Below are 24,658 nucleotides of genomic sequence, written 5' to 3' on the forward strand. Positions count from 1 at the left end.
AGCGCGCGAGTATCCACCGCCACCGCCAATGGCGCCGACGCCTGACAACGGCTGACCGGCAGTCGCGTCGGCACCGCAAGTGATGAGCAACGGTGGTGGTGCCCAGCGGCGGTACGTGCATTCAGGCAGGCGGATACGGCCGCTCCGCCAGCAACCGGGTCACACGCACCGTGTTCGACGCAAGCGTCCTAGTCGCGGCGCCGGTGGGTGCGGGCTTGGGTCCGGCGTCGGCGTAGTCGATCCTGCCCATTGCCGCACCGACCCAGTAGGTCGACAAAGAGGCGGCCACGGCGAACCCGACGGCGTTGAGAGCCCGCACCATCTCGCCTACGCGGCACGGCCGCACAGGTCCTCCCCACCCTCGTCGCCGCAGCCTTCGAGGAAACCGACAACACCTGACCCAGACAACCCATCGGGACGTGATCCCTGTGCGGGTATCGCCTCGGCCTCCCGCAGACGCACGCGTCTATCATGGAGCTTCGAGGCAGAGCGCTGGAGGGAGATCGTCGTGTCGGGTAGCGGCACCCACACCGAAGAGGTCGGCCCGCCGACCATCGACGGCACCGCTCCTCACTCCGCCCGCATCTACGACTGGTGGCTCGGCGGCAAGGACAACTTCGCGGTCGACCGAGCGGTGGGCGAAGCCATGATCAGCGCGATCCCGACGCTGCGGCAGATGGCGTCGGAGAACCGTCGATTCGTCCACCGGGTGGCCCGGCACCTCGTCGCCGAGGCGGGTATCCGCCAGTTCCTCGACATCGGCACCGGCATTCCCACCCAGCCCAACCTGCACGAGATCGCCCAGTCGATCGCACCGGACACCCGGGTCGTCTACGTCGACAACGATCCCATCGTGCTGGCCCACGCACGCGCTCTGATGATCAGCACGAAAGAGGGACGCAGCAGCTACATACACGCCGACCTCCGCCAGCCGGAAGCGATCCTGCGGGACGCCACGCTCCTCGACACCCTCGACCTCACCCGGCCGGTGGCACTCACTCTCATCGCCGTACTGATGTTGCTCCGCGATGACGACGACCCTGTCGGCACGCTGCAGATCCTGATGGACGCGCTGCCGTCGGGCAGCTACCTGGCGATCACCCACCCCACCCAGGACTTCAACCCCGAAGAGATGAGCACCGCCGTGGCGGCGGCCACCCGCGGGGGCATGACGCTCGTGCCCCGCACGCGCGCCGAGGTGGAACAGTTCTTCGCCGGCTGGGAGCTCATCGAACCGGGCTTGGCCCCGGTAATGGCCTGGCGACCCGACAGCGGCGCCCCCACCGACCCGTACGCCGCCTACTACTGGGCTGGAGTGGCTCGCAAGCCGTGACGACCCCGCGCCCCGCGCGGCCCTCCCTCGGGGTGTGACCCGCAGCTGTGCGACAGGCAGGATGGCCGAGCACGCCTACCGGCGCTGGGCGATGGTCAGGACTCACCAAAGAGCACCCTGACGGCGCCGTGAATGCCGCAGGCGGACGAGGATCCGGGCACCGGCATGGAGCAACCACCCCAGCCAGGCCACCATGCCCGCACAGACGGCCACGAAGGCCGGCACCGCAACGAGGTCCGACAGCGGCATCGCCGAGGGAGGTAGAACCGCGGCCAACGCGATGGCGAGAAACTCCACCAGCGTGGCCAAAGTCAGCGGCACGAGCAACAGCCCGAGCGCGACATTCTGCCGTTGGGGACGCAGGATGATCCGGCGACGCGACCAGGCGGCGTAACCGACGAACCCCGCCAGCGCGATGCTGCCCACGACCGCGCGGCTCGCCCAAGGCGCCGGCGGATCGACGCTGAGCAGCAACGGCGCCACCGCGAAGAGTGCGCCGGCACGGGCCAGGCGCATCGCCCAGCGGCCGGCATAGGACGCCTCACGGTGCACGGCGAGCAGATCTGTGTTGGCTTGTTGCGCAGATGTTGCCGCCGCCGAGCCCGGGACACCTACCGACCGAACGCCCGCTGGCGAAACACCCTGCGGGAACATGCCCGGCCCGGTCGCGGACGGCGGACCCGCGACCTTGCGGTCAGCGATAACGATCACCGCTCCGCTGACCATCAGCGCGAGGAAGTGCGTCACCACCATGCCAGCCATGGCGACCGACGGCGGCCGGTCCGGATCCTGGCGCAGCCCGGCGACAACCAGCAAGGTCGCGGTCAGCACGCACAGCACGAGTCCGAACAGCCGCCCCCGAGCCCGAACATCCGCGCGCAGGACGTAGGTGGCGTAGGCCCGCGCACCCGGGGACAGGGCGCGCCAAGTCCGAGCGGCCCACAGCAACCACAGCGAGGGCGGCAGCAGCGCCAGCACCCACATCCACGGAAGCCCTGCGAACATGCCGACGAAGCCGGCGGTCCACACCGACATGAGCGCCCAACCACCGAAGCCGCCGATGAGCAGGCGATCCAGTTCCGTACGGGCGGCACGGTTGGTCGGTTCCACCGCCATGACCGCGCTGATGTGCCCTGCGGCCGCAGACAGCCGTCCTCGGGTAACGGCGATGCGACCGAGCCCGGTAACTGCGGCGTTGTGCTCCGGATCAAGCGCCAACACCCGGCGGTAGGACCGTTTGGCAAGCAGGTTCCAACCGATCGATTGGAACATCAGCGCCTGGATGTAGTGCGGCCCGGCCGACTCCGGAGCCAGCGCCACCGCCCGCGCGCTCGCCCGGAACGCCCGGCGTGACTGCCCGAGATCAAGCGAGGCGAGCGACAGCGCCGCATACCCACGCCAGTCCTCGGGCTCCAGACGGACCGCCTCCAGCGCGCTGGCTCGTGCAGCCGCGGGATCCCCCACACCGAGCTGGGCGAACGCGAGCAGCAGGTGACCTTCGAATCCTCCGGGGGCAACCGCAACAGCCCGCGCTGCCGCTTCCTGCATGGCGACGAATCCGTCCTGCGCCTGATAGGAACGGGCTAGCACGTACAGCGCATCGACATTGTCCGGATCGTCAGCCAGCACGGCAGCGACCTCCCGCCGCGCGGCGTCGACCCGGCCGACCTCCAACAGCGCGCTGGCCCGGGCCACACCAGCATCGGACACCGACTGCCCCGTCATCGGCCCACTGTAAGACCAGGGGGCAGCGCTGCCGGAAGTACGGTCTGAGGCCACCAGCGACCCCCAACCCCACAGCGCGGAGCAACGCCCCTCGACCACTTCGGCTCAACCCGGCGGCGCAGTTCGGGCGAAGTGTCAGGTGGCGGCGGACGCCGGGGAAGCAGCGACGACCGGGACGGTCAGCGAGGCGGCCAGCAGCCGGCGGCGGCGCGGGATCCGCGAGTGGCGGCCTGGACCCGCTGGCGCAGTTGTTCGAGGACGGTGAGCGCGGGGTGGGCGGTCGCGGCGGACGGCGCCACCACGACCAGCGGCGCCATCAGCAGAACAGCGAGAAGTGCAGCCTCAACATGGATGTCTCACCGTGAGTCGGTCGGGCATACTTGCCCCACGCCAGAGGATCCAGAGATGTCTCTCTATGGCCTGAGCAGCCTGCCGACAAGACTCCGAGATGCCGCCGCGGCTCACCTCGCCGGGCACCACAAGGGCTCCCAGCCTCCCCGGACGGCGAGGCTGGTAGGTCTGGCGACTGCCCGACGAGGAGATCCGCTGAAGCCAGCATGCCGTTGACCCCGCTGTCACCCGCAGGGGGAAGAATGCCAGGGGTCAGGTACCGGTTGGGGGAACCCTGATCTCGCCGCGCAGTCGGGGTAACCACTGACATTCAGGCGTGTGAAGATCACCCCCGTGCTCACCCCGTCAACATTCCCCCCTGTCCCCGTCGTGTGGTTCTTTGTGCTTTTCGGCATCACTGGCATAGCTCTAGGCATCGGAATAATCGTCACGCGACGTGTCCCGTGGCTACTTCAGGAGGGCCACGTCTTCAAGAGCCGACAGTCGCCACCCCGACCGACTCGTACAGGCGGCTCCGTCGCCCTGGGCGGTGGCGCCGTCGTCCTGTATACGTCAGCGTGGTTTCCATCGGTGCCGCATCCGGTCGCAGTAGCGCTGACCGCAGCGTCTCTTGTCACCGGTGCGGCCGGCGTGGCCTGGAAGAGGTTTGTGAATCGCTAGCAGCCAAGTCGGCTAGCTATCCGCGATCTTCGTCCGATCAGGGCTTCCGTCGCGGCCTGGGTAGCTGCGCGTACTCCCCGGCCAGCCAGGCGGTCAGCTCCTCCGCGTCAGACACGGTGCACCCGCGGAATCCGGACGACGCGCGGATCTCCGCCCGGTGCCGCTTGATCATGCGCCCGGACCACTCGCAAAGCCCAGCGAGCGCGGATCAAGCCCAACTGCTCCGCTGACTTCACCGCGTCCGCGGGCAACTCCGCCCGGCTCGCGACATCGGTCTCGCCGCCGAAGACGGTTCCGTGTCGGCGATCCTGCGAGCGCTGCAACCCACCCTGGCCCTCGAAGCCGCCGGTCCGCTGCCGCAGACCACGCACGGCTCGACCACCGTCGGGGTGCTGGCCGCCGCCGAAGCAGCGGTGTCCGCCGCGCCGCGCCGGTCTCGCCGAGGTGGACGCCGATGCGTCACCGGACGGCTGCGCAGACGGCATTTCATATTCATGATCTTCCCTGTACCGTGCGGCTCATGTCAGTACGAATCCGCCACGGAGCGCCAGGGATCCTGGCCGCGCTCCTGCTGGCGTTCACGCCCGCCCTCGTCGCGCCGGCCACCCCCGCCACCGCGGCAACCACCGTGCACCGGGTCCTGTTCGACAACAGCAAGGCCGAGACGGCCGGCAACGCCGACTGGATCATCAGCACCAGCCAACCGGACCCGCTGAACCAGAACGCCAGCCCCACCACCGAGACCTCCTGGACCGGAGCGATCTCGGCCTGGGGTGTGGCCCTGCAGCGCACCGGCCGCTACAGCCTCAAGACCCTGCCGTCGGGCAGCACCATCAGCTACGGCGGCGGCGGCAGCCTCGACCTCGCCAACTTCGACGAGTTCGTGATGCCGGAGCCCAACTCGCCGCTGAGCGCCGCGGAGAAGACCGCCATCATGAAGTTCGTCCAGAACGGCGGCGGCTTCTTCCTCGTCGTCGACCACACGGTCAGCGACCGGAACAACGACGGCTGGGACTCGGTCCGCATCGCCAACGACCTGTTCAGCAACAACGGGGTGGACAACACCGACCCGTTCGGCATCAGCGTGGACGTCAACAACATCGCCAACGAGAACCCGAAGGCGATCAGCGACGCCACAGATCCGGTGCTGCACGGCCCGTTCGGCACGGTCACCGGCAGCATCATCCGCAACGGCAGCACACAGACCCTGCACCCGGCCGACAACCCGTCGGTCAAGGGCCTGGTCTACCGGGTCGGCTACAGCGGCAACACCGGCGCCGAGTTCTCCGTCGCCTCGTTCGGCTCCGGCCGGGTGGCGGTCTGGGGCGACAGCTCCCCGGTCGACGACGGCACCGGCCAGTCCGGCAACACCCTCTACAACGGGTGGAACGACCCCGCCGGCACCGACGCGGCGCTCGCCCTGAACGCCACCGAGTGGCTCGCAGGCGGCGGCTCGGGCGGCGGCACCGGTGGCTGCACCGCCGCCCAACTCCTCGGCAACCCGGGCTTCGAGACCGGCAGCGCCGCGCCGTGGACCGCCTCCACCGGCGTGGTCTCCAACTCCACCAGCGAGCCGCCGCACGGCGGCAGCTGGGACACCTGGCTCGACGGGTACGGCTCCGCCACCACCGACTCGATCAGCCAGTCGGTCACCATCCCTGCCGGCTGCGCGTCGGCCACCCTGTCGTACTGGCTGCACATCGACACGGCCGAGACGGGCAGCACCGCGTACGACAAGCTGACCGTGACGGTGAACGGCACCACCGTGGCGAGCTGGTCGAACGTCAACGCCGCGGCCGGCTACACGCAGCGCAGCGTGAACCTCTCCGGCTACCTCGGCCAGACCGTCACGGTGAAGTTCACCGGCACCGAGGACAGCACGCTGCAGACCTCGTTCGTCCTGGACGACACCGCGCTCACCGTGAGCTGAGCGAAGGCCGGGCGCCGTCGTCGGCCCACTCCCCGTCGGCGGCGCCAACCAGTTCGACCAGCATCTCCCGTCCGGTCGAGATCCACATCCCGCCGACATCGGGCCCGGACGTTGCGTCCGGCATTCCTCCGTCCGCTCGGCTGGACCGGGTCGATGCCGGGCCGTCGCGGACGCATACGTCGAGAGCTGTGATGTCGACCCCGTCAGCACACCGCCATGGATCTCCTGGCGAGACCCGCATCGGGCGGCCGGGCGCGTGCCACGTCGTGACACCGTCGTCGGGGCCTTCTCGCGTCCAACCGGCGGAGAGCTCGATCGACCAACCATCGCCCAGGCACATCCGCACGCCCAGGTGCGACCTACGGCTGGCGTTCCTGGATCGGCCACCACTCCCTCGCCTGCCCATGCACGTCGCTCCACAGGAACTTGACGGTCCCTCGCCCGCCTGCCAGGAGCGATCCGTTCTCGCCCCCTCAGCCGGCTGATGGCGGAGCACGGCGGCTGATCCGCCGGATGAACCGAAAATGGTACAAGCCAGCGCTCGTGACGGCGTAGAACACGGGCGGGAGAAGGAAGATGGCGAGACCGACCAGCGGCGTCACCAGGTAACCGAGCACCCCCGCGAGTGCGTACAGGAGTACCCCCGCGAGGGCCCGGATCCGCTCGATGCGGAAGAACTCGTGCCGGACCTGCTCCTTCAGCAGGTCCGGGCGGCGGGCCAGGTAGTGGTAGAACGCCAGCCACGTCGCGCACAGCGACGCGCCGATCAGCGCGTAGAAGGCGATGGCCACACGCTGGTCCGCCTTGTCGTGCTCCTGCAGGGCGTGCGACACGACGATGGTCGGAAACGGCAGCAGCGCCGTGGTGAACAGCACCAACAGGTTCATCCAGTGCAGGCCGCGATCGGTCTGCTGGATGCGGTTGAACGCTGCCTTGTGGTTGAGCCAGACGACCGCCACGTACGAGTAGGACGCAAGATACGCGACGTATGCCGGCCACTGACCGAGCAGTCCGGACAGGAGGTGGCCGGGCGGGACGTCCGGCGGCCGGAGATCCAGGACCAGCAGCGTGATGATGATCGCGAAGATGGCGTCGCTGAACGCCACGGCACGGCTGGTGTCCGACCGGGTGCCCGGGTCGGTGTCTGGCCCACTCACCGAGCGGACCTACCCGGGGTCGTCCGCGCCAAACACCGTCGGTCACCCTCCGCCTGCAATACGAATCAGTACGGCCGACGGCTGCCGACAGACGCCGCATCCGGCCACCGCGCGGCGACCGGATGCGGGTGGAGCCGTCAGGGTTTGAGGACGACCTTCTCGCAGTGGTCCTGCTTGTTCTTGAAGATGTCGAAGCCGCGTTCGGCCTCGTCGAGCGGCAGCCTGTGGGTGATGACCCGGGTCGGGTCGATCTCGCCGCGTTCGATGCGTTGCAGCAACGGCTTCATGTAGCGCTGGACGTGGCACTGCCCGGTGCGCAGGGTCAGTGACCGGTTCATCCAGGCGCCGGCGGGGAACTTGTCGAGGAAGCCGCCGTACACGCCGATCACCGACACGATCCCGCCGCTGCGGCACGACATGATCGCCTGCCGCAGCGCGTGGGGGCGTTCGGTCTCCGACCGGACGGCCTGCTTGATGCGGTCGTAGGCGTGGATGTGCGCGGCGCCGTGGCTGGCCTCCATACCGACCGCGTCGATGCACTTGTCCGGTCCCCGCCCGCCGGTCAGCTCCAGCAGCCGGGACCGGACGTCGACCTCGTCGAAGTTGATCGTGGTGTGGCCCGCCCGTTCCGCCATCTGCAACCGGTACGGCTCCTTGTCGATGGCGATGACCTTCGCGGCACCGAGCACCCGGGCGCTGTCCATGGCGAACTGGCCGACCGGGCCGGCACCCCACACCGACACCACGTCGGTGGACTGGATGTCGCACATCTCGGCACCCATGTAGCCGGTGGGCAGGATGTCGGAGAGGAACAGCACCTGCTCGTCGCTCAGGTCCGATTCGATCTTCAGCGGGCCGACGTCGGCGAACGGCACGCGCGCGTACTGGGCCTGACCGCCCGCGAAGCCGCCCGTCAGATGCGAGTAGCCGAAGATCCCGGCGACCGGATGACCGAACATCTTCTCCGCGATCCCGGCGTTGGGGTTGGAGTTCTCGCAGCAGGAGTACAGCTCGGCGGCGCAGGCGCCGCACCCGCCGCAGGCGATCGGGAACGGCACGACGACGCGGTCGCCGACTCGCAGCTTGTCCGCGGCCACTCCTGAGCCGACCTCGATCACCTCGCCCATGAACTCGTGGCCCATGATGTCGCCGTCCTCCATGGTGGGCACGTACCCGTCGACCAGGTGCAGGTCGGAGCCGCAGATCGCGGTGGAGGTGATCTTGACGATCGCGTCGCGGTTGTTGAGGATCTTCGGGTCCGGTACGTCACGAACCTTGACCTTGTTGCGGCCCGCCCAGGTGTTCGCCCTCACGCGTCCGCTCCCTTCTCGATTTCGGCATCCGACAGCGGTTGCGCCGGACGCTGCGGGAACTCCTTGCGGGCCCGCTTGCCCCACGGGGCGCCGTCGGACCGGACCACCTCGCCGGTCTCCAGCACCTGCTTGAGCCGCCGCAGGTCGTCGTCGAGCTGCTGGTGGGGTTCCTCGCCGAAGTACCTCGCGACCGCCTTGCCGACCGCGCCGCCCGGAATGTCGTAGGTCAGGACGACGTGCACCTCGGTGCTGGCACCGTCCGGTGCGGGCACGAACCAGACCGTGCCGGCGTTCGGCACATCCGCGTTCCGGGCCGACCGCCACGCGATCTTCTCCCCGGTGACCTCGTCGACGATCTCGGCGTCCCACTCGACGTTCTTGCCGAAGGGAGCGGTGGCGGCCCAGTGGCTCGTACGGTCACCGGTGGTGCGGACCTCCTGGAGATGAGCCATGAACGTCGGGAGATTGCCCAGATCACGCCAGAACGCGTAGACCTCCGACGGGGGTTTGCGGACGGTTGTCGTGGCTGTCAGCTCCATGGGTCCTCCTTTGTGGGTACCCCGCACCGCCGGCACGGAGCCGCGCTCCTTCGCCCGAGTGGCCTGCACGGCGGTCAGTACGTCCAGCACCGTGATCCCGAGGACGGCACCGGTGACACCAAGGAGCCGCCGCCGGCGGCGGCCGCCCCGACGAGCGATGGCCACTCCGAGCGAGGCCAGGTCCACCGCGTCGCCCACGACGCGGGTCCACGTCCAGACGTTCTTCCGCCGGCTCGTCAGGAGCCCGGCCGCGTGCACCAACTCCCGCGCCCCGACGAGCGGCACCACCGCCCGAGACGTCGAGGAGTCGTCGACGCCACTGATCCGGCGCACCGTGTCCGGCGCCGCCAGCTGTGCCACGCCCAGACCGAGACTCATCCAGCCGAGCCCGCGCCCCCTCCGCTGCACCTCTTCCTGCCGTGCTTTCGCTTCCTCTCGAACAGCCAGTCGAGTCACGGGTAGCCTCCGCATCCGGGCAGACCTTGCGAGGTCCCGATCATGGCGATCGGGGCCGCGCACTGGTAAGGCCTGCATACCCGCCGAAGACCACCTGAACCGCCAATGGACCGCTGACACTGCAGCCTCGGCCGGCTCAATAGGGCGCGCGGAGGGGCATATCGTCACTGCCGCCGCCGGCGGCCGAGAGCTGACTGCCATGGCTGAGCCGATCCGTGGTGGGTGCTCCGGCGGTTCAGTCGCGACTCGGGCCTGCGTCCGGCCAGCCGCCGACGGTGGGGCTACCCGTCCCTCTCGTCCCGCCAGCCGCCGGGTTCCGGGTGGTAGCCGTAAGCGGCGGCCCGCACCGTCTCCTCGTTCTCCAGCCCGGAGCCGATCGCGCCGCCGACGGTGGCGAGCGACGTGGTGATCCAGGCGAGCGTCAGGTAGTCGGTGAAGTCGACCGGCCGCTGCAAGGTCTGCTGCAGCACGGACGTGTCGATCAGCAGCGCCCCGACGAGCACCGTTCCAGCGAACAGGACCAGGTAGGAGACCGCCGTGGCCAGGGTGAGGGTGAGGGTCGTCCCCAGGTTGAACAGCCGAGCCAGCTCCCGCGGTGTCTCGCCGTCCGGTTTCTCCCACAGGTCGTGGGCGACGATCAGCCAGGTCACCAACGCGGTCAGCCCCAGTAACATGATCACGGCGAGCCGAAGTCCGCCGAGGGCATCGCCCATCTGCCAGATGGTGTCCGTGGTGAGCGCGAACGCGGCCGTGCCGAAGGCGCCGACCAGCAGCTTGGACAGGCCCAGCAGGGCACGTCCGGGTCGGTTGGCCCGGACCATGCCGACCAACAGCCGCACCCGGCCGATCAGCGGTGACCCGAGGTAGCCCACCTCCCCGGCCTCACCGACCACCCTGTGGACGGCCGTGATCCGGCCTACCATCTCGGCCGGCACCCAACCCGCCGCCGGTACCCGCTGGTCGGAGGCGTCGGTGAGGAGTCGGCTCACCATGTCCGGCACGGCCCCGCGGGTTGCTCGCAGCTGCTGCAGTCCCAGCGCGGGCAGGGAGAGCATCGCAACCCGGCGCCGCGCGGAGGTCTGCGCGACCAGCGGCACCCCCTCGGTGTGCAGCGGCAGGTCGGTCAGGCAGATCGCGACGTCCCACCGGTCGTCGGTGCGCCGTTGGGCAACGTCGTCGAGCAGCGCCTCAACGCCACCGTCGCGGCGCGGCGCCACCTCACCCCACCCTTCCAGAACGGTCCACCGCACGTTCGCGTCCACCCGCGCGGAGAGTCGGGCGGCCAGTTCGGCGGTAAGCCGCGCGGCCACCCGGGCCGGGTGGTCGGGCGGGGTCGCCAACAGTCCGACGACGATCTCTCGGCGGTGCTCTTCGCTGTGGGTCATCGGTGGTCCTCACCTGTAGCCGGGCTCGTCGCCGTCCACCGCCACCAGTGGGCCTGTCAGGAGCCCTCGACGGTCGTCACGGCGCTCCCTCCGGTCTCGGCAGGGAGGTCTCTCGCCACTCTCGGCCGGCGCAACGGCCACGACGGAGCTGGCGCCAAGCGCGACCGAGTCGGCCACCCCACCCTAGGCGAGGGCGGAGACCGCTGCCCACCGATGGACGACCGGTCCCCGGGCGCGCACACCGCCATGACCGAACCGGTGGCGTAGCTTCGCCTGTCGTCGGGCCGGCGTGAGTTCCGGACACGAGGTCGGAGCAGGCGACCTGTCTTCCCTCTCGTTCCGGCGCAGCTGATCCGCCGTCTCCGTGCCGCACCGCTCACCCGTTTGACGCTTCGGCACGTGGTGAACCATGACCCGGTCCGAGGGGGTGGGCCGAGGATCGGGGCCACCGACGACGGGCTCCTACCGGTCCGCATGCCGGGCGGTCATCGGGTCCCGCCCGACTTCCTCGCACCGGTCGCCATCAGGTCCGACGCGACGTTCCAGAGCCGCTCGGCGTTGCCCGGGTCGACCGCGTACGCCGCGACGCCGGCGTAGTCGGCGGGTCGCTCGGTGACCACCGGCGCCTCGGTGCAGTCCTCGAAGTAGCGGCCACCCACGCCGTCGAGCAACGGGGACGCGGCGAGCAGCACCGAGGTCGCGGCCCCCTGCTGCGGCGTCTTGTGCATCTCCTTCGGGGACTTCAACCCGCCGGTGTGCCTCTGCAGGCCGGTGGCGATCGCACCCGGGTTCAGCGCGTTGGACAAGATGCCCTCGCCGGACCAGCGGCGGGTCACCTCGACGGCCAGCAACGCCTCGGCGCTCTTGGACTGCCCGTACGCCAGCAACGGGTCGTACGGCCGGAACGCGAAGTGCAGGTCGTCGAAGACGACCGGGGAGAAGAGGTTGCCGCTGGAGCTGACCGACACCACCCGCGCGCCACCGGCCGCGGCGAGCGCGTCGTGCAGGCCGACGGTCAGCGCGAAGTGGCCCATGAAGTTGGTGGCGAACTGCATCTCCCAGCCCTCGGCGGTGCGTTCCAGCTCGGGCAGTGCCATGATCCCCGCGTTGTTGACCAGGATGTCCAGCGGCTGGTCCCAGCCGGCGACGAACCCACGTACCGAACCCTGGTCGGCGAGGTCCAGCTCACGGACGGTGACCCGGTCCGCGCCGATGCCGGCCGCGATGTCGGCCGCGGCCCGCTCGCCCGCCGCGACCCGGCGTACCCCGAGGACCACCTGGGCGCCGGCGGCGGCCAACGTCCGGGCGGTCTCCACGCCGATGCCGGCGGCGCCGCCGGTGACGATGGCCCGCTTGCCGGTCAGGTCCACCCCGGCGATGACCTCGTCGGCGGTCGAGGCGAACCCGAAGGGGGTGGTGATCCGCTCTGCCATGGCTGCTCCCAACACTCGGATGCGCTTACGACACACACTGTCATCCGCTCGACGAGTGACAGCCGGGTTCCCGGTTCTCCTGGTGGGATGCGCCACCCGTCGGCGCTCGTACGACGAGCGGGTGGGTACGGCGCGGCGGCCCTGGCACTGCACCGCCGCGCCGATCGCCCCGGCTGAGCCGCGCTCGTCACCGAGTGCAGGAGCCGCTGTCGAGGTGGAAGTACCTGGTGTTCGCCCAGCGGGAGAGCTTGACGCCGACGACGATGCCGGCGATCGTGACCACGGCAGGGAGGTAGCCGCCGGCCACCTGGATGATCGGGATCGCCGGGCAGCCGCCCGAGAGCGCCCACCCGGTGCCGAACAGCACCGCGCCGGGAATCACGCCCGCGTGCAGACGCCCCGCCGTACGACGGACCCGCAGCACCGCGAACGCCACCACGATGATCGCGACGGCCCCGGCGAAGGCCAGGAACATGCGCAGATCCTGGAAGGTGAACATCCGGTTGAGCTCGGCGTAGTCGCCGAAGCCGAGGTTCGCGACCGTGTAGCCGAGGGCCAGCCCGGTGATGATGTTGGCGACGAGCAGGGCGCCTCGGGTACGCATCAGATCACCTTCCACAGCAGGAACGACACGAGGACGGCGGTGCCGAAGAACACCGCGGTCGCGACGAGGCTGACCGGTTGCAGCCGACCGCAGCCGTTGAGGCCGTGACCGCTGCTGCAGCCTCCGGCCAGGCGGGTGCCGAAGCCGACGAGCACGCCGCCGACGAACAACGCGGCGACCATGCCGACCGGATCATCGGTCACGACCTGCCGGAAGCCGTCGCCCATGTCGAGGCGCAGCTGGAACCGTCCCGAGACGACCGCCGCCACCCAGCCGCCGAGGAAGATCGACAGCAGCAGGGCGGCCTGGCTGAGCAACGGCGCCGGCAAGAGGCCGGCCGTCGACGGTGCCGACGCCGGAGCGTCGGGCTGCACCGGCCGCGCCACCGGGTGCGGGTTCCGCCCACCGGCCGGTGCGGGCGCGGCGGTGCCGAACTGAGCGACGGTGGCCGCGGCGAGTGCCTCGACGAGGACCTGGTCGTCGGTGACCCGGGCGTTGAGGCGTTCCACCCGGCGTTCGGTGCGCCAGTGCAGGACGCGGTCCCACGCGCCGGAGACTCCGAAGCTCCGATCGGTGGTGACGGCATAGTTGACGGTGGTGAGGGCGAGTCCGGCAGCCCCCGCCCACCAGGGCCAGTAGTCGCTCATGCGGGACTTGAGATCCAATCTGCGAGTCGGGTCCACCACCGGCGTCGCCGGGGCGCCGTGCGGAATCCTGCGGTCTGCGGGTGAGGCGGGACCGGTGCCGGTGACCCTGGTCCCTGCCGGCGGGGATCCCCGGGCCGAGGTGCAGCGCCCCAGGCAGGCGGTGGCGCCGGAGGGTGCCCGGTTGACGGTGCCGGTGGCGGTGGCGGTGGCGGGGGCTCGAACCGCGACGGGGTGACCCGCTCCGGCCGTCCCCCGCCGAACTCGCCGACCCGCGGGATGCCCCTGAGATGCAGGGCGTCCGCCCCGTTCGGCAGCAGCGTGATCGGCACCAGCTCACCCGACCGGGACAACCGGTACCGGGCACACTCCTGCCAGCCGTTGGCACTGTCGCAGTAGTGGTCGCGCCAGGCACTCAGACTGGCGTTGAGCAGCGGGAAGATCGGACAGTTCCGGGTGTGCAGGCAGCCCATGTCAGTCCCGGGCGGCCGGCGTCCGGCCGTGGTCGGGGACGGCTGCCGGACGGGGTGGCCTGCTGCTGCCTGCGCCCGCCGCAGCCACGGGCTCGTCGGCGCGTCGGTGGGCACGGTGCTCGTCGACGGCCGCGCCGGGTTTCCGGATGGTTGACACACGATGCTCCCTTGAGGTGTGACAGCACTCGTGAAGAAGATCGTCGGCCGGGCGCGAAATGCAACAGCGACGGTGGTCGATGCTTCTGGCGTGACGGGTGCGGCGCCCCGACCGGCCGGGGGGCGGACGGTCACCATGGGACGCGGGCGTCGACCGGCTCGACCCGACGCAGCACGGGACGCGACGGCATCGTCCGGCACTTGCCGCCCAAACCGCTGCCCAGGAAGGCGACGGACGAGAGCGCGGTGCGCCGCTGGACCGCCGATGTTCGAGGTCGGTAGGAGCGGGATGCCAATCGCCTCACTGCCCCAGCCACGCCGGTTCGCCGGGGGCCTCGGGCACGTCGAGCGCCGACACCACGTGTACACCACCGGCTGGGCGGCCGGCCCCCGTTCACCACGACCTACCAGAAGCTGAGTGGCGACCCCGGTGGGACCACGCACGACCTGCCCGGCGGGCACGACCTCCTGCGCGACGACCCGGACGAGCTGGCGGCGATCCGTGACCGCGCCGCCTCCCAAGGACGGATCCGGGGCGGAGCTGGGCACCCCTGCCCGGGACCCTGCGCACGTCGCGGGTCCCGGGCGCGGGTACGCGTCCGCCGGGTTCGGACCGCCGGGGCCTCCTGCCCCGGGCCGGAGCCGAACGTGCCGCTCAGACCCGGGTGATGCGGACGGCGTCGGCGACCACGTAGCCCGTCCCCGAGGCCCAGCGGCTCACGCCGACCTTGTTGGCGTCACCGGCCGTGAGGGTGAAGGTCCCCAGCGAGCGCCACGCTCCGCCGTTGCTCCGCTGGTCCACGTAGACGCTCTTGCTGCCCGTGGAGGTCGCCACGAGGTACGGGGTGGCCGCGTTGTTCCCGCTTGACGCCGGGTACCAGACCTCGACCCGGTAGGTGCCGGTCTCCGGGATGTTCACCTTGTACCAGGCGACGTCGCTGGCGGCGACCGGCCGGGCTCGGCGGTAGCTGGTGCCGTACCGGCCGGCGAGCGTCGAGGCGACGGCCCAGGTGGTGCTCGCGGTGAACCGCCCGGACGTGGTGTTGTCCACGACGGTGCTCCACGGGCCGAAGTACGTCGACCAGAGGTTGTTCGTCGGCCAGCTGGTCACCTTGCCGGCGGCGGTCCACAGGGCGCTGTCGATGTCAGCGTACGAGAGCCCGGACGGGTCGTCGCGCTGGTTGAACAGCACCGCCCAACTCATCCCCTGGTAGCTCTTCACGAGCAGGCTGTACGTGCCGGGGAGGCTTCCGGTGTGCCAGAGGTTGTACTTCGTGCCGGTGCTGGTGCTGAACGGGCGTACCGCCCAGCCCAGGCCGTAGTACCAGCCGCTGTCATTGACACCGGTCGCGGGCACCGCCGTCACCTTGGCCAGCGACGTGCTGGTGAGCAGGCCGCCGGCCCCGTCGAGCATGGTGGACCAGCGAACCAGGTCGACCGCCGAGGCGAGCCATCCACCGTTGGCGTCGTGCAGGTTCATGCTGAAGGTGCCGTACGGCGACGGGACAATCGTTCCCGAGTTGTCCAGGGCCGTCGGTCCGCTGTACTGCGACCGGTAGCTCACTTCACTGGCGAGCCGCGCGACGGAACTCCCGTGGGTCATCCGGGTGATGCCCAGCGGCGCCAGGAGCTTCTGCTTGACGTACGTCTCGTAGGGCAGGCCGGTGACCTTCTCGATGACCCGACCGGCGAGGAAGTAGCCGTAGTTGCTGTACGACACGGTGCTGCCGGGGTCGTGCTGCAACGGCTGGCCGGACATGTACCGCAGGATGTCCTCCCGGCGCAGCTCCATGGGCACGCCCAGCGCCTGCGCGATGACGGCATCCCCGGCGAGCGGGTCGAACGTGAGGTTGCGGTCCCAGCCGCCGAGGTGTTGGAGCAGCCGCCGCAGGGTCACCTGCGACAGCCTCGGGTCCACGGACTGCCCGGCCGGTGGGATGAAGCTCAGCAACGAGGTGATCGGATCGTCGAGGCCGACCAGCCCGTCCTGCACCAGCCGGAGGATCGCGGTCGCCGTGAGGGACTTGGTGAGGCTGGCGATCCGGAACAGCGACGTCGGTTGGACCGTCTCCGTCGAGTTGTTGGCGTAGCCCCGGGCCAGCACCAGCCGGCCGTTGTACGTCACCGCGAGCTGCCCGGCGGTGATCCCCCGCGCCTGCATGAAGGTCATCATCGTGTCGTCGAAACTGCTCAACGCGGACACCGGCGTGCCGGTGGTGACCCATCCCGCGGCGTGTGCCGGTGTACCGAGCAGGGTCCCTGCTCCGGCCACCCCGGCACCCGTCGCGCCGACGAGCTTGCCGAACGTCCTCCTGCTGACCGAGCTCCGTGCCATGTGTCCGCCTCCCGTTGATCAACCAGGCGGACCCTACTGGAGCTGATCCGAAATGGACAGTTTCCGAGGTTACGTGCCGTGAGCACGCGCCGCCGCCGTACCCTCGGCCGCCGTCGGGGCGGGCAGCCTGTCGCGTGCCGGGCGCCGCCGGTGATCGCCGGGATCGACCGCCCCGCATGCCGCAGTCGACGCCTGACCGCGGCGACAGCCCAGTGGCGTACGCGATGTCGGCGGCCAGCCGGGCGTCCAGCACCACGACGGCCAGGCGCGGAGGCGACGATGGCGGGCGGCGTTCGTTCGACATCGCGGCCGTCCGGCGGCGGAAACTAGGGACGTACCCCCCGGGTCAGCGTCGCCAGCAGGCGCTCGAGCGCCCGGCGGTCGGTCTCGGACAGGTCGCGGAGGATGGCCGCCTCGTTGGCCAGATGCTGCTCGATGAGGCGGTCGGTCAACGCGACGCCGGCCGGGGTCAGCCCCACCACCCTGCCCCGGGCGTCGCTGTCGGAGACCGCCCGCGAGACGAGGTCCCGGGCGACGAGACGGTCCACCCGCTTGGTCACCGCCCCGGTGGTGACGAGCATCCGTTGGCTCAACTGCCCGGGCGTGAGCGTGTACGGCGTGCCTTCCCGGCGCAGTGCCGCGAGCACGTCGAACTCGCCGTTGCCCAGCTCCGCCTCGGCGAACGGCGGCCGCAGAGCCGCGTCGAACGCCTCGGCCAGCCACTGGATCCGCCCGATGATCAGCAACGGGTCGGGATCGAGGTCAGGACGTTCACGACGCCACTGGGCGACGATGCCGGCGATGCGGTCCTCATTCACGCTTGCACTTTACCTTCCGTGGAAGATAACTTCTCTTCCGTGGAAGATAACCTTGATCGTACGTCGGTCCCGCTGGTGACGGCCTACGTGGACCCGTCCTGCCCGTTCGCCTGGATCACCTCCCGCTGGCTCATGGAGGTCGGCCGGCTGCGTCCGATCGACCTGCGGTTCGACGTGATGAGCCTCGCGGTCCTCAACGAGGACCGCGAGCTGGAGCCCTGGTACCGCGCCTTCAACGATCGGGCGTGGGGGCCGGCGCGGGTCTGCGTGGCGGCCGCCGTGCACCACGGCCCGGCGGCCCTCGCCCGCCTCTACCGGGCGCTCGGCCGCCGCATCCACGACGAGGGCGACAAGGACTTCGGCACCGTCGTGCCGGCGGCGCTGGCCGAAGCCGGCCTGCCCGCCGACCTCGCTGACGCCGCCCACCGCAGCGACTTCGACCCGCAGATGCGGGCCGGCACCACCAAGGCCCGGCACCTCGTCGGCGAGGAGCTCGGCACCCCGACCGTCGTGGTCGACGGCGTGGCCTTCTTCGGCCCCGTGCTCACCTCCATCCCCCGCGGTGAGGAAGCCCTCCGGGTCTTCGACGGAGCCCGCCTGCTCGCCGGCTGCCGGGCGTTCTCCGAACTCAAGCGGGCCCGGGCCGAGGGGCTCAGCTTCGCCTAGCCCGGCCGCACCGCCGTCCCCACCGCCGGCAACCGGTCGGACCCCAGCCAGACCCGGTCCGTCACACCACCGCACCGCCGGTACCCGCGATCCCCGTGACGATCGCCGTCACCTGCTCCTGCACCGTGGTCCGTTCGCCGACCAGCACTCGTACGGTCGGCTCACCGACGTGCGGTGGCTCGAGGGCGGCAAGCTGGCTCGCCAGCAACGAGGTGGGCATGAAATGCCCGGTCCGGTTCGCGACCCGGTGCACCAGCACAGCCCACGGCACGTCCAGGAACGCGAACACCACCTCGGGGCGCCCGGCCGAGAGCCGGTCCCGGTAGACCCGCCGCAGTGCCGAGCAGGCCACCACACCGCCCTGACCGGTCGCCCGCCACTGGTCGATCAGCGTGCCGATCGCGTCCAGCCACGGCCACCGGTCGGTGTCGGTGAGTGGCTGGCCGGCCGACATCTTCGCCACGTTCCGCGGCGGGTGGAAGGCGTCACCGTCGGCGAACGGCAGGCCGAGCGTCCCCGCGAGCGCCGCCCCGACGACAGACTTGCCGCTGCCGGATACCCCGGCCAGGATCACGACCCGGGACCTGGCGAGGACCGGGTCGGATCCGGCCGGGTCCACACCGGCGGCCGCAGCGGGTCGCAGACTCGACGGGCCGCTCATCACTCTCCGCGCCCGGTGCTCCGCCGATCCAGTTCCCGCAGGTACGACAGGTTGTCCCGGGTCCGCTCGGCGAGCGGCGTCACGGTGGAGAAGTCCTCCACCGTGATCCACCCGTCGTACCCGAACCGGCGCAGCGCGACCAGGTACGCCTCGATGTCGCCCTGCCCCTCGCGCAGCGGCACCCACTCGGCCGACCAGCGCGGGCCGCCGTCCGGCCGGGAGCCCGTCACCATCCAGGCGACGTTCTTGACGTGCACGTGAGCGAGGTACGGGCCGAGCAGTTGGAAGGCTGCCAGCGGATCCTCGAAGCCCTCGATCATGAGGTTGCCGATGTCGTGGATCACGCCGACGTGCTGCGGGTCGAGCCCGTCGAGCAGCCGTACCGCCGCCGAGGCGGACGCGGCGATCGTCCCGTGGTGCAGCTCGACCAGCGCGGTCACCCCGTGCTCGGCGGCCCGGTCGGCGACCCGGGCCAGGTCCCGACGGGTGGCGTCGAACAGTTCCCGGTAGTCGCCGCCGGTCAGGGCCGGCATGGTGACCCGCACCCGTTCGGCGCCGAGCGTGGCCGTCGCGGCGAGCATGCGTTCGACGTTGGCGTGATCCGACGCCGGCACGTAGCCGCCGAGCCCGGACATCGCCAGGCCGGCGGCGCGGGTGATCTCCGCGATCCGGAGCAGCTCGTACTCCAGGCCGGTGAGGGGGAAGGTGGCCCGGTTGCCGGCCCAGAACCCGGGCGGCTCGGCCGGCTTCTGGTCGGTGATCCGCCATTCGACACCGTCCCAGCCCTGCGCCGCGAGCTGAGCGACCGTCTCCTCCGGCGTCCAGTCGGGGGTGGAGGCGGTGAAGACCGAATACCTCATCGGGTGGCCCGCGCCGGGACGAGGGCCGCCGCGGTGGCCGTCTTCTCCAACTCGACGAGGACGTCGTCGAACTCACCGTCGAGCACGGCCCGGATCCGCACCGGGCGGTGCAGGTGGGCCGAGAGGTAGACCGCCTTCACCACGGCGACGTCGAGCAGCGCGTCCGCCGCGGTGACGCCGGGACGCCGGCCCGCGGTGATCGCGTCGACCGTGTCCTGGTACTGCCGCAGATGTCCGATGACGAAGGCGTCGTCGGGCTTGACCGCGCCGCGCAGTTCCGACGACGGCACGGCGTCGGCGGACTGGTCCGCCTCGTGGGCGTAGGCCGAGGAGTCGGGGCCACCGGCCACGTGCAGGTACTCCAACTGGTCGTCGTGAATCACCGCGGAGCCCTGCGAGCCGTGCACCTGCAGCCGCACCCCGAGGCTGGGGTACGCCGCGGTCGTGGCGTGCAGCACGGCGAGCGCACCGCTGGCGAACCGGACCGTCGCCACGGCGACGTCCTCCACCTCGATGCCGTCGTGGGCGAGCACACCGGTGTAGGCGAACACCTCCTCCGGGTCGCCGAGCAGCCAGAGCAGCAGGTCGACGGTGTGCACGCCCTGGTTCATGGTCGCCCCGCCGCCATCCTGTTCCCAGGTGCCGCGCCAGCCCGCCGAGTCGTAGTACTGCTGTCCACGCCACCACGGGACGCTGGCGACCGCCGAGGTGAGCCGGCCGAAGTCGCCGTTCCGCACCCGGGTGGCGACCGCGACGCTCGCCGGGTCGAACCGGTGCTGACAGACCACCGCGCAGAGTTGACCGGCCGCCTCGGCGCGGGCGGCGACGTCGGCGATCCGGCGTGCGGCGGGCAGGGAGGCGTCGAGCGGCTTCTCGACGAGCACGTGCGCGCCCGCCGCCAGCGCCTCGGCGGCGAGATCGGCGTGCGAGCCGCTGGGCGTGCAGATCGCGACGAGGTCGGCCGCGACGGCTCCGAGGGCCTCGCCGAGCGAGCCGAAGAGCTCCGGCGCCGGGGCGCCCTGCTCGGCGATCCAGGTGGCGAGGTCCTCGTTCGCGCGGGGGTCCGGGTCGGCGAGCGCGGCGATGCGCAGCGCGGGGTGGCGCAGGATCGCGTCCGCGTGGGTGCGGGCGATGACGCCGCTGCCCGCGATGACGACGCTGAGTCCGGTCATTGCAGTCGTACTCCTATCGAGGTGGTGAGGTCCGTGAAGGCGCGTGCCGCCCGGCCGAACTCGGCAGGTCCGGAGAACCCGCCCAGTTCGTGCTGGCTGGTGAGGTGCGGTTCGAGAGAGGCGAAGCCGGTGTAGCCGTCGTCGCGCAGCGCCGTGAGCGTCCGGACCAGTTGTCCGTCGCCGTGCCCGGCCGGCACGACCGTCCCGGTGGCCATGACCGCGTCCTTGACCTGGAGGTATTCCAGATGTGGGCGCAGCAGCGCGTACCCGTCGTCGTACGGCCGCACGCCGACCTGCACGAAGTTGGCGTTGTCCCAGGCGACGCGGAGCGCCGGCGAGCCGACCGACTCGACGATGTCGGCGACCCGCTCCGGCACGTCCCCGTAGATGTCCTTCTCGTTCTCGTGCACCAGCACGACGTCGGCGCTCTCGGCGAGGTCCGCGAAGGCGCGCATCCGGGTCAGCACGGCGTCGCGGATCTCCGCCGCGGTCAGCTCCGCCGGACGGTAGAACGAGAAGATCCGGATGTACCGGCTGCCCAGCCGGTGGGCGGCGGCCACGGCGGCGCGCAGTCGTACCAGTTCCCCGCCGTCCTCGGTCGTCACGTCGACCTTGCCCACCGGTGAGGCGATCGCCGAGACCGCCATGTCGCGCCCGTCGATCGCCGCCGCCAGGGCGTCGAGCTGCTCGTCGCTCAGCTCCACGACGTTGGTACGCCAGGCGCTGCGCACCTCGATGTGGCGGGCGCCGAGGGCGCTGAGCACGGCGAGCTGCACACCCGGGTCGGGGTCGATCTCGTCACCGAATCCGGTCAGGGTCCATGCGGTCACTTCACGCCTCCCGCGGTGAGGCCGCCGACGATGTAGCGCTGGAAGCCGAGGTAGAGCGTGACGACGGGGAGCGCGCAGATGAGCGCGGCTGCCATCGCCTGCCCGTACGGCGGCACGGCGCCACCCTCCTGCCCGGAGCCGAAGACCTGGAGCACGACGGCCGCGGTCCGGGTGTCCACGTTGGTCATGACGGAGGCGAACAGCACGTCGTTCCAGCCGAGCAGGAAGGCGAAGATGGCCGCGACGACGAGGCCCGGCCAGCTCAGCGGGATGACGATGCGGGTCAGGACCTGCCAGGTGCCGGCGCCGTCGATGCGCGCCGCCTCCATGAGTTCGCCGGGCAGCCCTCGCAGGTAGGTGACCATGATCCAGGTGGAGAACGGCAGCCCGAAGGTGAGGTAGGTGACGAAGAGCGACCAGCGGGTGCCGATGGTCGCCACCCCCAGCGTGTTCCCGATCGTCGCGAAGAGCACGAAGACGGGCAGGAGCAGCAGCGTCCCGGGAATCGACTGCATGCCGAGCAGCGCGCGCAGGATCGTACGCCGGCCCCGGAAGGCGTACCGCACCAGCACGTAGGCCGAGAAGACGGCGACCACCGCGCAGGACACCGCCACCGAGCCGGCGACGATCAGACTGTTCGCCAGCCCTCTGGCGAGCGGGACCGTCGACCAGATCCGGTCGTAGTTGGTGAAGCTGACCTGCTCCGGCCAGAAGCCACCGGCGGCGACGGCCAGGTCGGAGTTGACCGAGGCCAGGAAGACGTAGCCGACGGGGGCGGCGATGCCCGCCAGCAGGAGCACCGTCAGGGTGATGTGCAGTGGTCGCGGCAGCAGCCGCTGCACCGTGGTCATGCCGAGGCCTCCTCGGTGTCGAGTTTCACCGTGCGCAGATAGACCAGCAGCGGCACCAGGATCAGCACCAGTGAGATCACGGCCATCGCCGCGCTCAGGCCGAATCGCAGGTTCTGGAAGCTCTCCACGTACGTCAGCACGGGCAGCACCTCCACGTCCTGGGGTGCCGGCACGCCGAACATCACGAAGGGCAGGGTGAAGCTGTTGAACATGTGCAGCAGCGAGATGATCAGGGCGAGCGAGATCGGTCCGCGCAGCAGTGGAAGGACCACGTACCGCAGTTTCGCCGCCCATTCCGCGCCGTCGAGGGCGGCGGCCTCGTGCAGGCTGCCCTCGATGCCCTGCAGGCCGGAGAGCGCCAGCAGGTAGATCAGCGGCCAGGACGACCAGACCTGCACGAGGATCAGGGCGAGGTAGCTCTTCGGCCCGTTGAGCCAGAGCCCACCATCGACACCCAGCTGCGCGAGGCCGTGGTTGGCGACGCCGTCGGGCTGGAGGATGATCCGCCAGATGATGCCGACGACGAAGGCGGGCAGCACGTACGGGATGAGGTACAGCGACCGGACGACGGCCCGTCCCCGGAACGGCAGGTGCGTGGTCAGCGCGGCGGCCACCCCCACCGGCAGCGCGAGGAGCGTCGCGATGACCGCTGCGGATCCGCTCACCCAGACGGCGTGCAGCAGCCCTGTGCGGGTCAGCGCCTCGGCGTAGTTGCCCAGGCCGATGAAGGGCGCGGAGAGCCACTGCCGGAACGAGTACTGGTCCAGGTCGAGCAGCGACATGATGATCGCGACGGTGAACGGCACCACGATGACGGCCACGGTGAGCAGGCCGCCGGGTGCGAGCAGCCACAGCGCCGCGGCGGTGCCGGCGGTGGAGCGCGGGCGGCGGCGCGGCGCCGGGCGGGCCGCCCCGGGCCGGCGGAGATCGCCGGTGCCCGGAGCGCCCGTGGTGACGGAGTCGGTGACGGTCATCTACTTGGCCTTGTCGAGTGCGGCCTGTGCGTCGGACTGGGCCTTGGCGAGCAGGGCGTCGAGCTTCTTGGCGTCCACCTTGCCGGCGGCGAGGTCCGGCACCAGCTGGACGACCACGTTGACCAGTGCGAGCTGCACCTTGCTCCAGCCGCCGTTGAACGGGGTGCCGTGTGCCTTCGACGAGGACTCCACGAAGGTCGACAACGCGGGGTCGGTGGCGAGCTTGTTCGCCAGCTCGGCGTTCGTCGGCATCTCACCGAAGGTCTTGTAGTAGGCCTCCTGCGACTCGGCGCTGGTCAGCATGTTCACTAGCCGCAGCGCCAGGTCCTTGTTCTTGCTGTACTTGGCGATCACCAGGTTGTCGCCGGAGAGGATGCTGGTGGCGCCCACTGCCCCGGCCGGCAGGCTGGTGGCACCCGGCGGGATCGTCGGCATGAGCGCGTAGCCGTACTTCCCGGCGACCGCGGACTTGTCGAGGTTGACCCTCGACGTGGCGGAGACCATCGGCATGAAGGCGGCCTTGCCGGCGCCGAACGCGGCGAGCGCCTGCGCGTTCTTCCAGCCGGTCGCGGCCGGGTCGACGACCTTGTCGGTGGTCAGCCAGCCGAGGTAGGTCTGGTACGCCTTGACCGTCGTCGGGTCGGTCAACCGCGCCTTGCCGTCCTCGACGAGCGGGTTGCCGGCCTGCAGGCTCATCGCCCAGACGAACTTCCACGGGTCGAAGGTGTCCCCGTAGCCGACCGCCATTCCGTACCGGCCGTCCTTGGTCAGCTTCTTGGCCTGCTGGAGCAGGCCGTCCCAGCTGTCGGCGGGCTTGTCGATGCCCGCGGCGGCGAGCAGTTCCTTGTTGTACGCCATGACGAACGGACGGCTGGCGAACGGGATTCCGACCTCGTGCTCGGCGTCCGGACCGGAGATGCCCAGGGTCGCGGGCAGGAACCGGTCCCGGCCGCCGATCTTGTTCCAGTCGTCGGCGGTGAGGTTGACGAAGGCGCCGGTCGAGTAGGCGGTCGGCGTGAAGGTGGTGCCCAGCGAGTAGATGTCCGGGCCCTGCCCGGAGAGCATCGACGTCTGGATCTTGGTGAGTTCGTCGGTGGGGCTGGCGAAGGTCTCGAAGTTCACCTTCGCCCCGGCCAGCTTCTCGAACTTCGCCGAGACGTCGGCGAACCACTTCTGCTGCTCGGTGGAGTAGATGGCGTTGGCCCCGACGAGCATGTTGATCGTTTTCGGGCCGTCGGCGGCCGAATCGGAGCCGCAGGCGGACAGCGGGACGCCGACGGTGGCGACCAGGGTCGCCGCGACGATGGTGCGGAGGACTCTCATCTGCATTCC

General features: G+C 70.6%; 21 protein-coding genes. 3 read left to right on the plus strand and 18 right to left on the minus strand.

Features of this window, described 5'->3' with window-relative positions:
• Nucleotides 1-508 precede the first annotated feature (508 nt).
• Nucleotides 509-1,333: an SAM-dependent methyltransferase gene (locus tag ABUL08_RS09910; RefSeq protein WP_350936715.1), complete on the plus strand. Its 825-nt coding sequence runs from the start codon at nucleotides 509-511 to the stop codon at nucleotides 1,331-1,333.
• A gap of 102 nt (nucleotides 1,334-1,435) precedes the next feature.
• Here ABUL08_RS09910 and ABUL08_RS09915 read toward each other — a convergent pair whose 3' ends face one another.
• Together ABUL08_RS09915 and ABUL08_RS09920 are read right to left on the minus strand one after the other, a co-directional pair.
• Complete coding sequence (locus ABUL08_RS09915) at nucleotides 1,436-3,058, minus strand: tetratricopeptide repeat protein (RefSeq protein ID WP_350936718.1); 1,623 nt, start codon at nucleotides 3,056-3,058, stop codon at nucleotides 1,436-1,438.
• Nucleotides 3,059-3,237: 179 nt separating this feature from the next.
• Nucleotides 3,238-3,375 (minus strand): hypothetical protein, encoded by a 138-nt coding sequence (locus ABUL08_RS09920; RefSeq protein WP_350936720.1) that lies wholly within the window; start codon nucleotides 3,373-3,375, stop codon nucleotides 3,238-3,240.
• 1,214 nt (nucleotides 3,376-4,589) lie between these two features.
• On the opposite strand from ABUL08_RS09920, the gene ABUL08_RS09925 reads away from it, so the two are divergent.
• Complete coding sequence (locus ABUL08_RS09925) at nucleotides 4,590-5,999, plus strand: hydrolase (RefSeq protein WP_350936721.1); 1,410 nt, start codon at nucleotides 4,590-4,592, stop codon at nucleotides 5,997-5,999.
• A 473-nt stretch (nucleotides 6,000-6,472) separates the two neighbouring features.
• On the opposite strand, the gene ABUL08_RS09930 is transcribed toward ABUL08_RS09925, so the two are convergent.
• The 9 genes from ABUL08_RS09930 to ABUL08_RS09970 form a co-directional block, all read right to left on the minus strand.
• The gene (locus tag ABUL08_RS09930) at nucleotides 6,473-7,105 is read right to left on the minus strand and encodes a TMEM175 family protein (RefSeq protein WP_350936722.1); all 633 of its coding nucleotides are present in this window, start codon (nucleotides 7,103-7,105) and stop codon (nucleotides 6,473-6,475) included.
• 188 nt (nucleotides 7,106-7,293) lie between these two features.
• Nucleotides 7,294-8,469, minus strand: a complete 1,176-nt coding sequence (locus tag ABUL08_RS09935; RefSeq protein WP_350936724.1) for a zinc-dependent alcohol dehydrogenase — start codon at nucleotides 8,467-8,469, stop codon at nucleotides 7,294-7,296.
• Nucleotides 8,466-9,386 (minus strand): SRPBCC family protein, encoded by a 921-nt coding sequence (locus tag ABUL08_RS09940; RefSeq protein WP_350936727.1) that lies wholly within the window; start codon nucleotides 9,384-9,386, stop codon nucleotides 8,466-8,468. The genes ABUL08_RS09935 and ABUL08_RS09940 overlap by 4 nt, the downstream gene beginning before the upstream one ends.
• A gap of 359 nt (nucleotides 9,387-9,745) precedes the next feature.
• Entirely contained in the window at nucleotides 9,746-10,849 is a 1,104-nt protein-coding gene (locus tag ABUL08_RS09945; protein ID WP_350936729.1) for a DUF2267 domain-containing protein, read from the minus strand.
• A gap of 485 nt (nucleotides 10,850-11,334) precedes the next feature.
• Nucleotides 11,335-12,282, minus strand: coding sequence for an SDR family NAD(P)-dependent oxidoreductase (locus ABUL08_RS09950; protein WP_350936730.1), 948 nt, complete (start codon nucleotides 12,280-12,282; stop codon nucleotides 11,335-11,337).
• A 187-nt stretch (nucleotides 12,283-12,469) separates the two neighbouring features.
• Complete coding sequence (locus ABUL08_RS09955) at nucleotides 12,470-12,886, minus strand: YeeE/YedE thiosulfate transporter family protein (RefSeq protein WP_350936732.1); 417 nt, start codon at nucleotides 12,884-12,886, stop codon at nucleotides 12,470-12,472.
• Nucleotides 12,886-13,572 carry a YeeE/YedE family protein gene (locus tag ABUL08_RS09960; RefSeq protein WP_350936734.1) on the minus strand — a complete coding sequence of 229 codons (687 nt, stop codon included), beginning with the start codon at nucleotides 13,570-13,572 and terminating at the stop codon, nucleotides 12,886-12,888. The genes ABUL08_RS09955 and ABUL08_RS09960 overlap by 1 nt, the downstream gene beginning before the upstream one ends.
• Nucleotides 13,573-14,814: 1,242 nt before the next feature.
• A complete protein-coding gene (locus ABUL08_RS09965; protein ID WP_350936736.1) occupies nucleotides 14,815-16,494 on the minus strand; it encodes a serine hydrolase in 1,680 nt (559 codons plus the stop codon).
• 326 nt (nucleotides 16,495-16,820) lie between these two features.
• Entirely contained in the window at nucleotides 16,821-17,312 is a 492-nt protein-coding gene (locus tag ABUL08_RS09970) for a MarR family winged helix-turn-helix transcriptional regulator (protein ID WP_350936738.1), read from the minus strand.
• 75 nt (nucleotides 17,313-17,387) lie between these two features.
• Here ABUL08_RS09970 and ABUL08_RS09975 point away from each other — a divergent pair, with 75 nt between their 5' ends.
• Nucleotides 17,388-17,978 carry a mycothiol-dependent nitroreductase Rv2466c family protein gene (locus ABUL08_RS09975; RefSeq protein ID WP_377522708.1) on the plus strand — a complete coding sequence of 197 codons (591 nt, stop codon included), beginning with the start codon at nucleotides 17,388-17,390 and terminating at the stop codon, nucleotides 17,976-17,978.
• Nucleotides 17,979-18,039: 61 nt separating this feature from the next.
• Here the strand turns inward: ABUL08_RS09975 and ABUL08_RS09980 are convergent, their stop codons facing one another.
• The 7 genes from ABUL08_RS09980 to ABUL08_RS10010 are packed head-to-tail and all read right to left on the minus strand — an operon-like array spanning nucleotide 18,040 to nucleotide 24,649.
• On the minus strand, nucleotides 18,040-18,639 hold the full coding sequence (locus ABUL08_RS09980) for a gluconokinase (RefSeq protein WP_350936740.1): 600 nt from the start codon (nucleotides 18,637-18,639) through the stop codon (nucleotides 18,040-18,042).
• Nucleotides 18,639-19,499 carry a sugar phosphate isomerase/epimerase family protein gene (locus tag ABUL08_RS09985; RefSeq protein WP_350936741.1) on the minus strand — a complete coding sequence of 287 codons (861 nt, stop codon included), beginning with the start codon at nucleotides 19,497-19,499 and terminating at the stop codon, nucleotides 18,639-18,641. The genes ABUL08_RS09980 and ABUL08_RS09985 overlap by 1 nt, the downstream gene beginning before the upstream one ends.
• Nucleotides 19,496-20,671 (minus strand): Gfo/Idh/MocA family protein, encoded by a 1,176-nt coding sequence (locus ABUL08_RS09990; protein WP_350936743.1) that lies wholly within the window; start codon nucleotides 20,669-20,671, stop codon nucleotides 19,496-19,498. The genes ABUL08_RS09985 and ABUL08_RS09990 overlap by 4 nt, the downstream gene beginning before the upstream one ends.
• A complete protein-coding gene (locus ABUL08_RS09995; protein WP_350936745.1) occupies nucleotides 20,668-21,501 on the minus strand; it encodes a sugar phosphate isomerase/epimerase family protein in 834 nt (277 codons plus the stop codon). Before ABUL08_RS09995 ends, ABUL08_RS09990 begins: the two co-directional genes overlap by 4 nt.
• Entirely contained in the window at nucleotides 21,498-22,352 is an 855-nt protein-coding gene (locus ABUL08_RS10000; protein WP_350936747.1) for a carbohydrate ABC transporter permease, read from the minus strand. Before ABUL08_RS10000 ends, ABUL08_RS09995 begins: the two co-directional genes overlap by 4 nt.
• Nucleotides 22,349-23,326, minus strand: a complete 978-nt coding sequence (locus ABUL08_RS10005; protein ID WP_350936749.1) for a carbohydrate ABC transporter permease — start codon at nucleotides 23,324-23,326, stop codon at nucleotides 22,349-22,351. Before ABUL08_RS10005 ends, ABUL08_RS10000 begins: the two co-directional genes overlap by 4 nt.
• A complete protein-coding gene (locus tag ABUL08_RS10010) occupies nucleotides 23,327-24,649 on the minus strand; it encodes an ABC transporter substrate-binding protein (RefSeq protein WP_350936751.1) in 1,323 nt (440 codons plus the stop codon).
• Nucleotides 24,650-24,658 lie beyond the last annotated feature (9 nt).

The sequence above is a fragment of the Micromonospora sp. CCTCC AA 2012012 genome (genome assembly GCF_040499845.1).
Taxonomy (GTDB): domain Bacteria; phylum Actinomycetota; class Actinomycetes; order Mycobacteriales; family Micromonosporaceae; genus Micromonospora; species Micromonospora mangrovi.

What these genes read in the sequence shown, in the direction of transcription:
- ABUL08_RS09915 (WP_350936718.1), bottom strand. Translation starts at nt 3,058, where the DNA reads ATGACGGGGCAGTCGGTGTCCGATGCTGGTGTGGCCCGGGCCAGCGCG.
- ABUL08_RS09920 (WP_350936720.1), bottom strand. Translation starts at nt 3,375, where the DNA reads ATGGCGCCGCTGGTCGTGGTGGCGCCGTCCGCCGCGACCGCCCACCCC.
- ABUL08_RS09925 (WP_350936721.1), top strand. Translation starts at nt 4,590, where the DNA reads ATGTCAGTACGAATCCGCCACGGAGCGCCAGGGATCCTGGCCGCGCTC.
- ABUL08_RS09940 (WP_350936727.1), bottom strand. Translation starts at nt 9,386, where the DNA reads ATGAGTCTCGGTCTGGGCGTGGCACAGCTGGCGGCGCCGGACACGGTG.
- ABUL08_RS09945 (WP_350936729.1), bottom strand. Translation starts at nt 10,849, where the DNA reads ATGACCCACAGCGAAGAGCACCGCCGAGAGATCGTCGTCGGACTGTTG.
- ABUL08_RS09950 (WP_350936730.1), bottom strand. Translation starts at nt 12,282, where the DNA reads ATGGCAGAGCGGATCACCACCCCCTTCGGGTTCGCCTCGACCGCCGAC.
- ABUL08_RS09955 (WP_350936732.1), bottom strand. Translation starts at nt 12,886, where the DNA reads ATGCGTACCCGAGGCGCCCTGCTCGTCGCCAACATCATCACCGGGCTG.
- ABUL08_RS09965 (WP_350936736.1), bottom strand. Translation starts at nt 16,494, where the DNA reads ATGGCACGGAGCTCGGTCAGCAGGAGGACGTTCGGCAAGCTCGTCGGC.
- ABUL08_RS09980 (WP_350936740.1), bottom strand. Translation starts at nt 18,639, where the DNA reads ATGAGCGGCCCGTCGAGTCTGCGACCCGCTGCGGCCGCCGGTGTGGAC.
- ABUL08_RS09985 (WP_350936741.1), bottom strand. Translation starts at nt 19,499, where the DNA reads ATGAGGTATTCGGTCTTCACCGCCTCCACCCCCGACTGGACGCCGGAG.
- ABUL08_RS09990 (WP_350936743.1), bottom strand. Translation starts at nt 20,671, where the DNA reads ATGACCGGACTCAGCGTCGTCATCGCGGGCAGCGGCGTCATCGCCCGC.
- ABUL08_RS10000 (WP_350936747.1), bottom strand. Translation starts at nt 22,352, where the DNA reads ATGACCACGGTGCAGCGGCTGCTGCCGCGACCACTGCACATCACCCTG.
- ABUL08_RS10005 (WP_350936749.1), bottom strand. Translation starts at nt 23,326, where the DNA reads ATGACCGTCACCGACTCCGTCACCACGGGCGCTCCGGGCACCGGCGAT.
- ABUL08_RS10010 (WP_350936751.1), bottom strand. Translation starts at nt 24,649, where the DNA reads ATGAGAGTCCTCCGCACCATCGTCGCGGCGACCCTGGTCGCCACCGTC.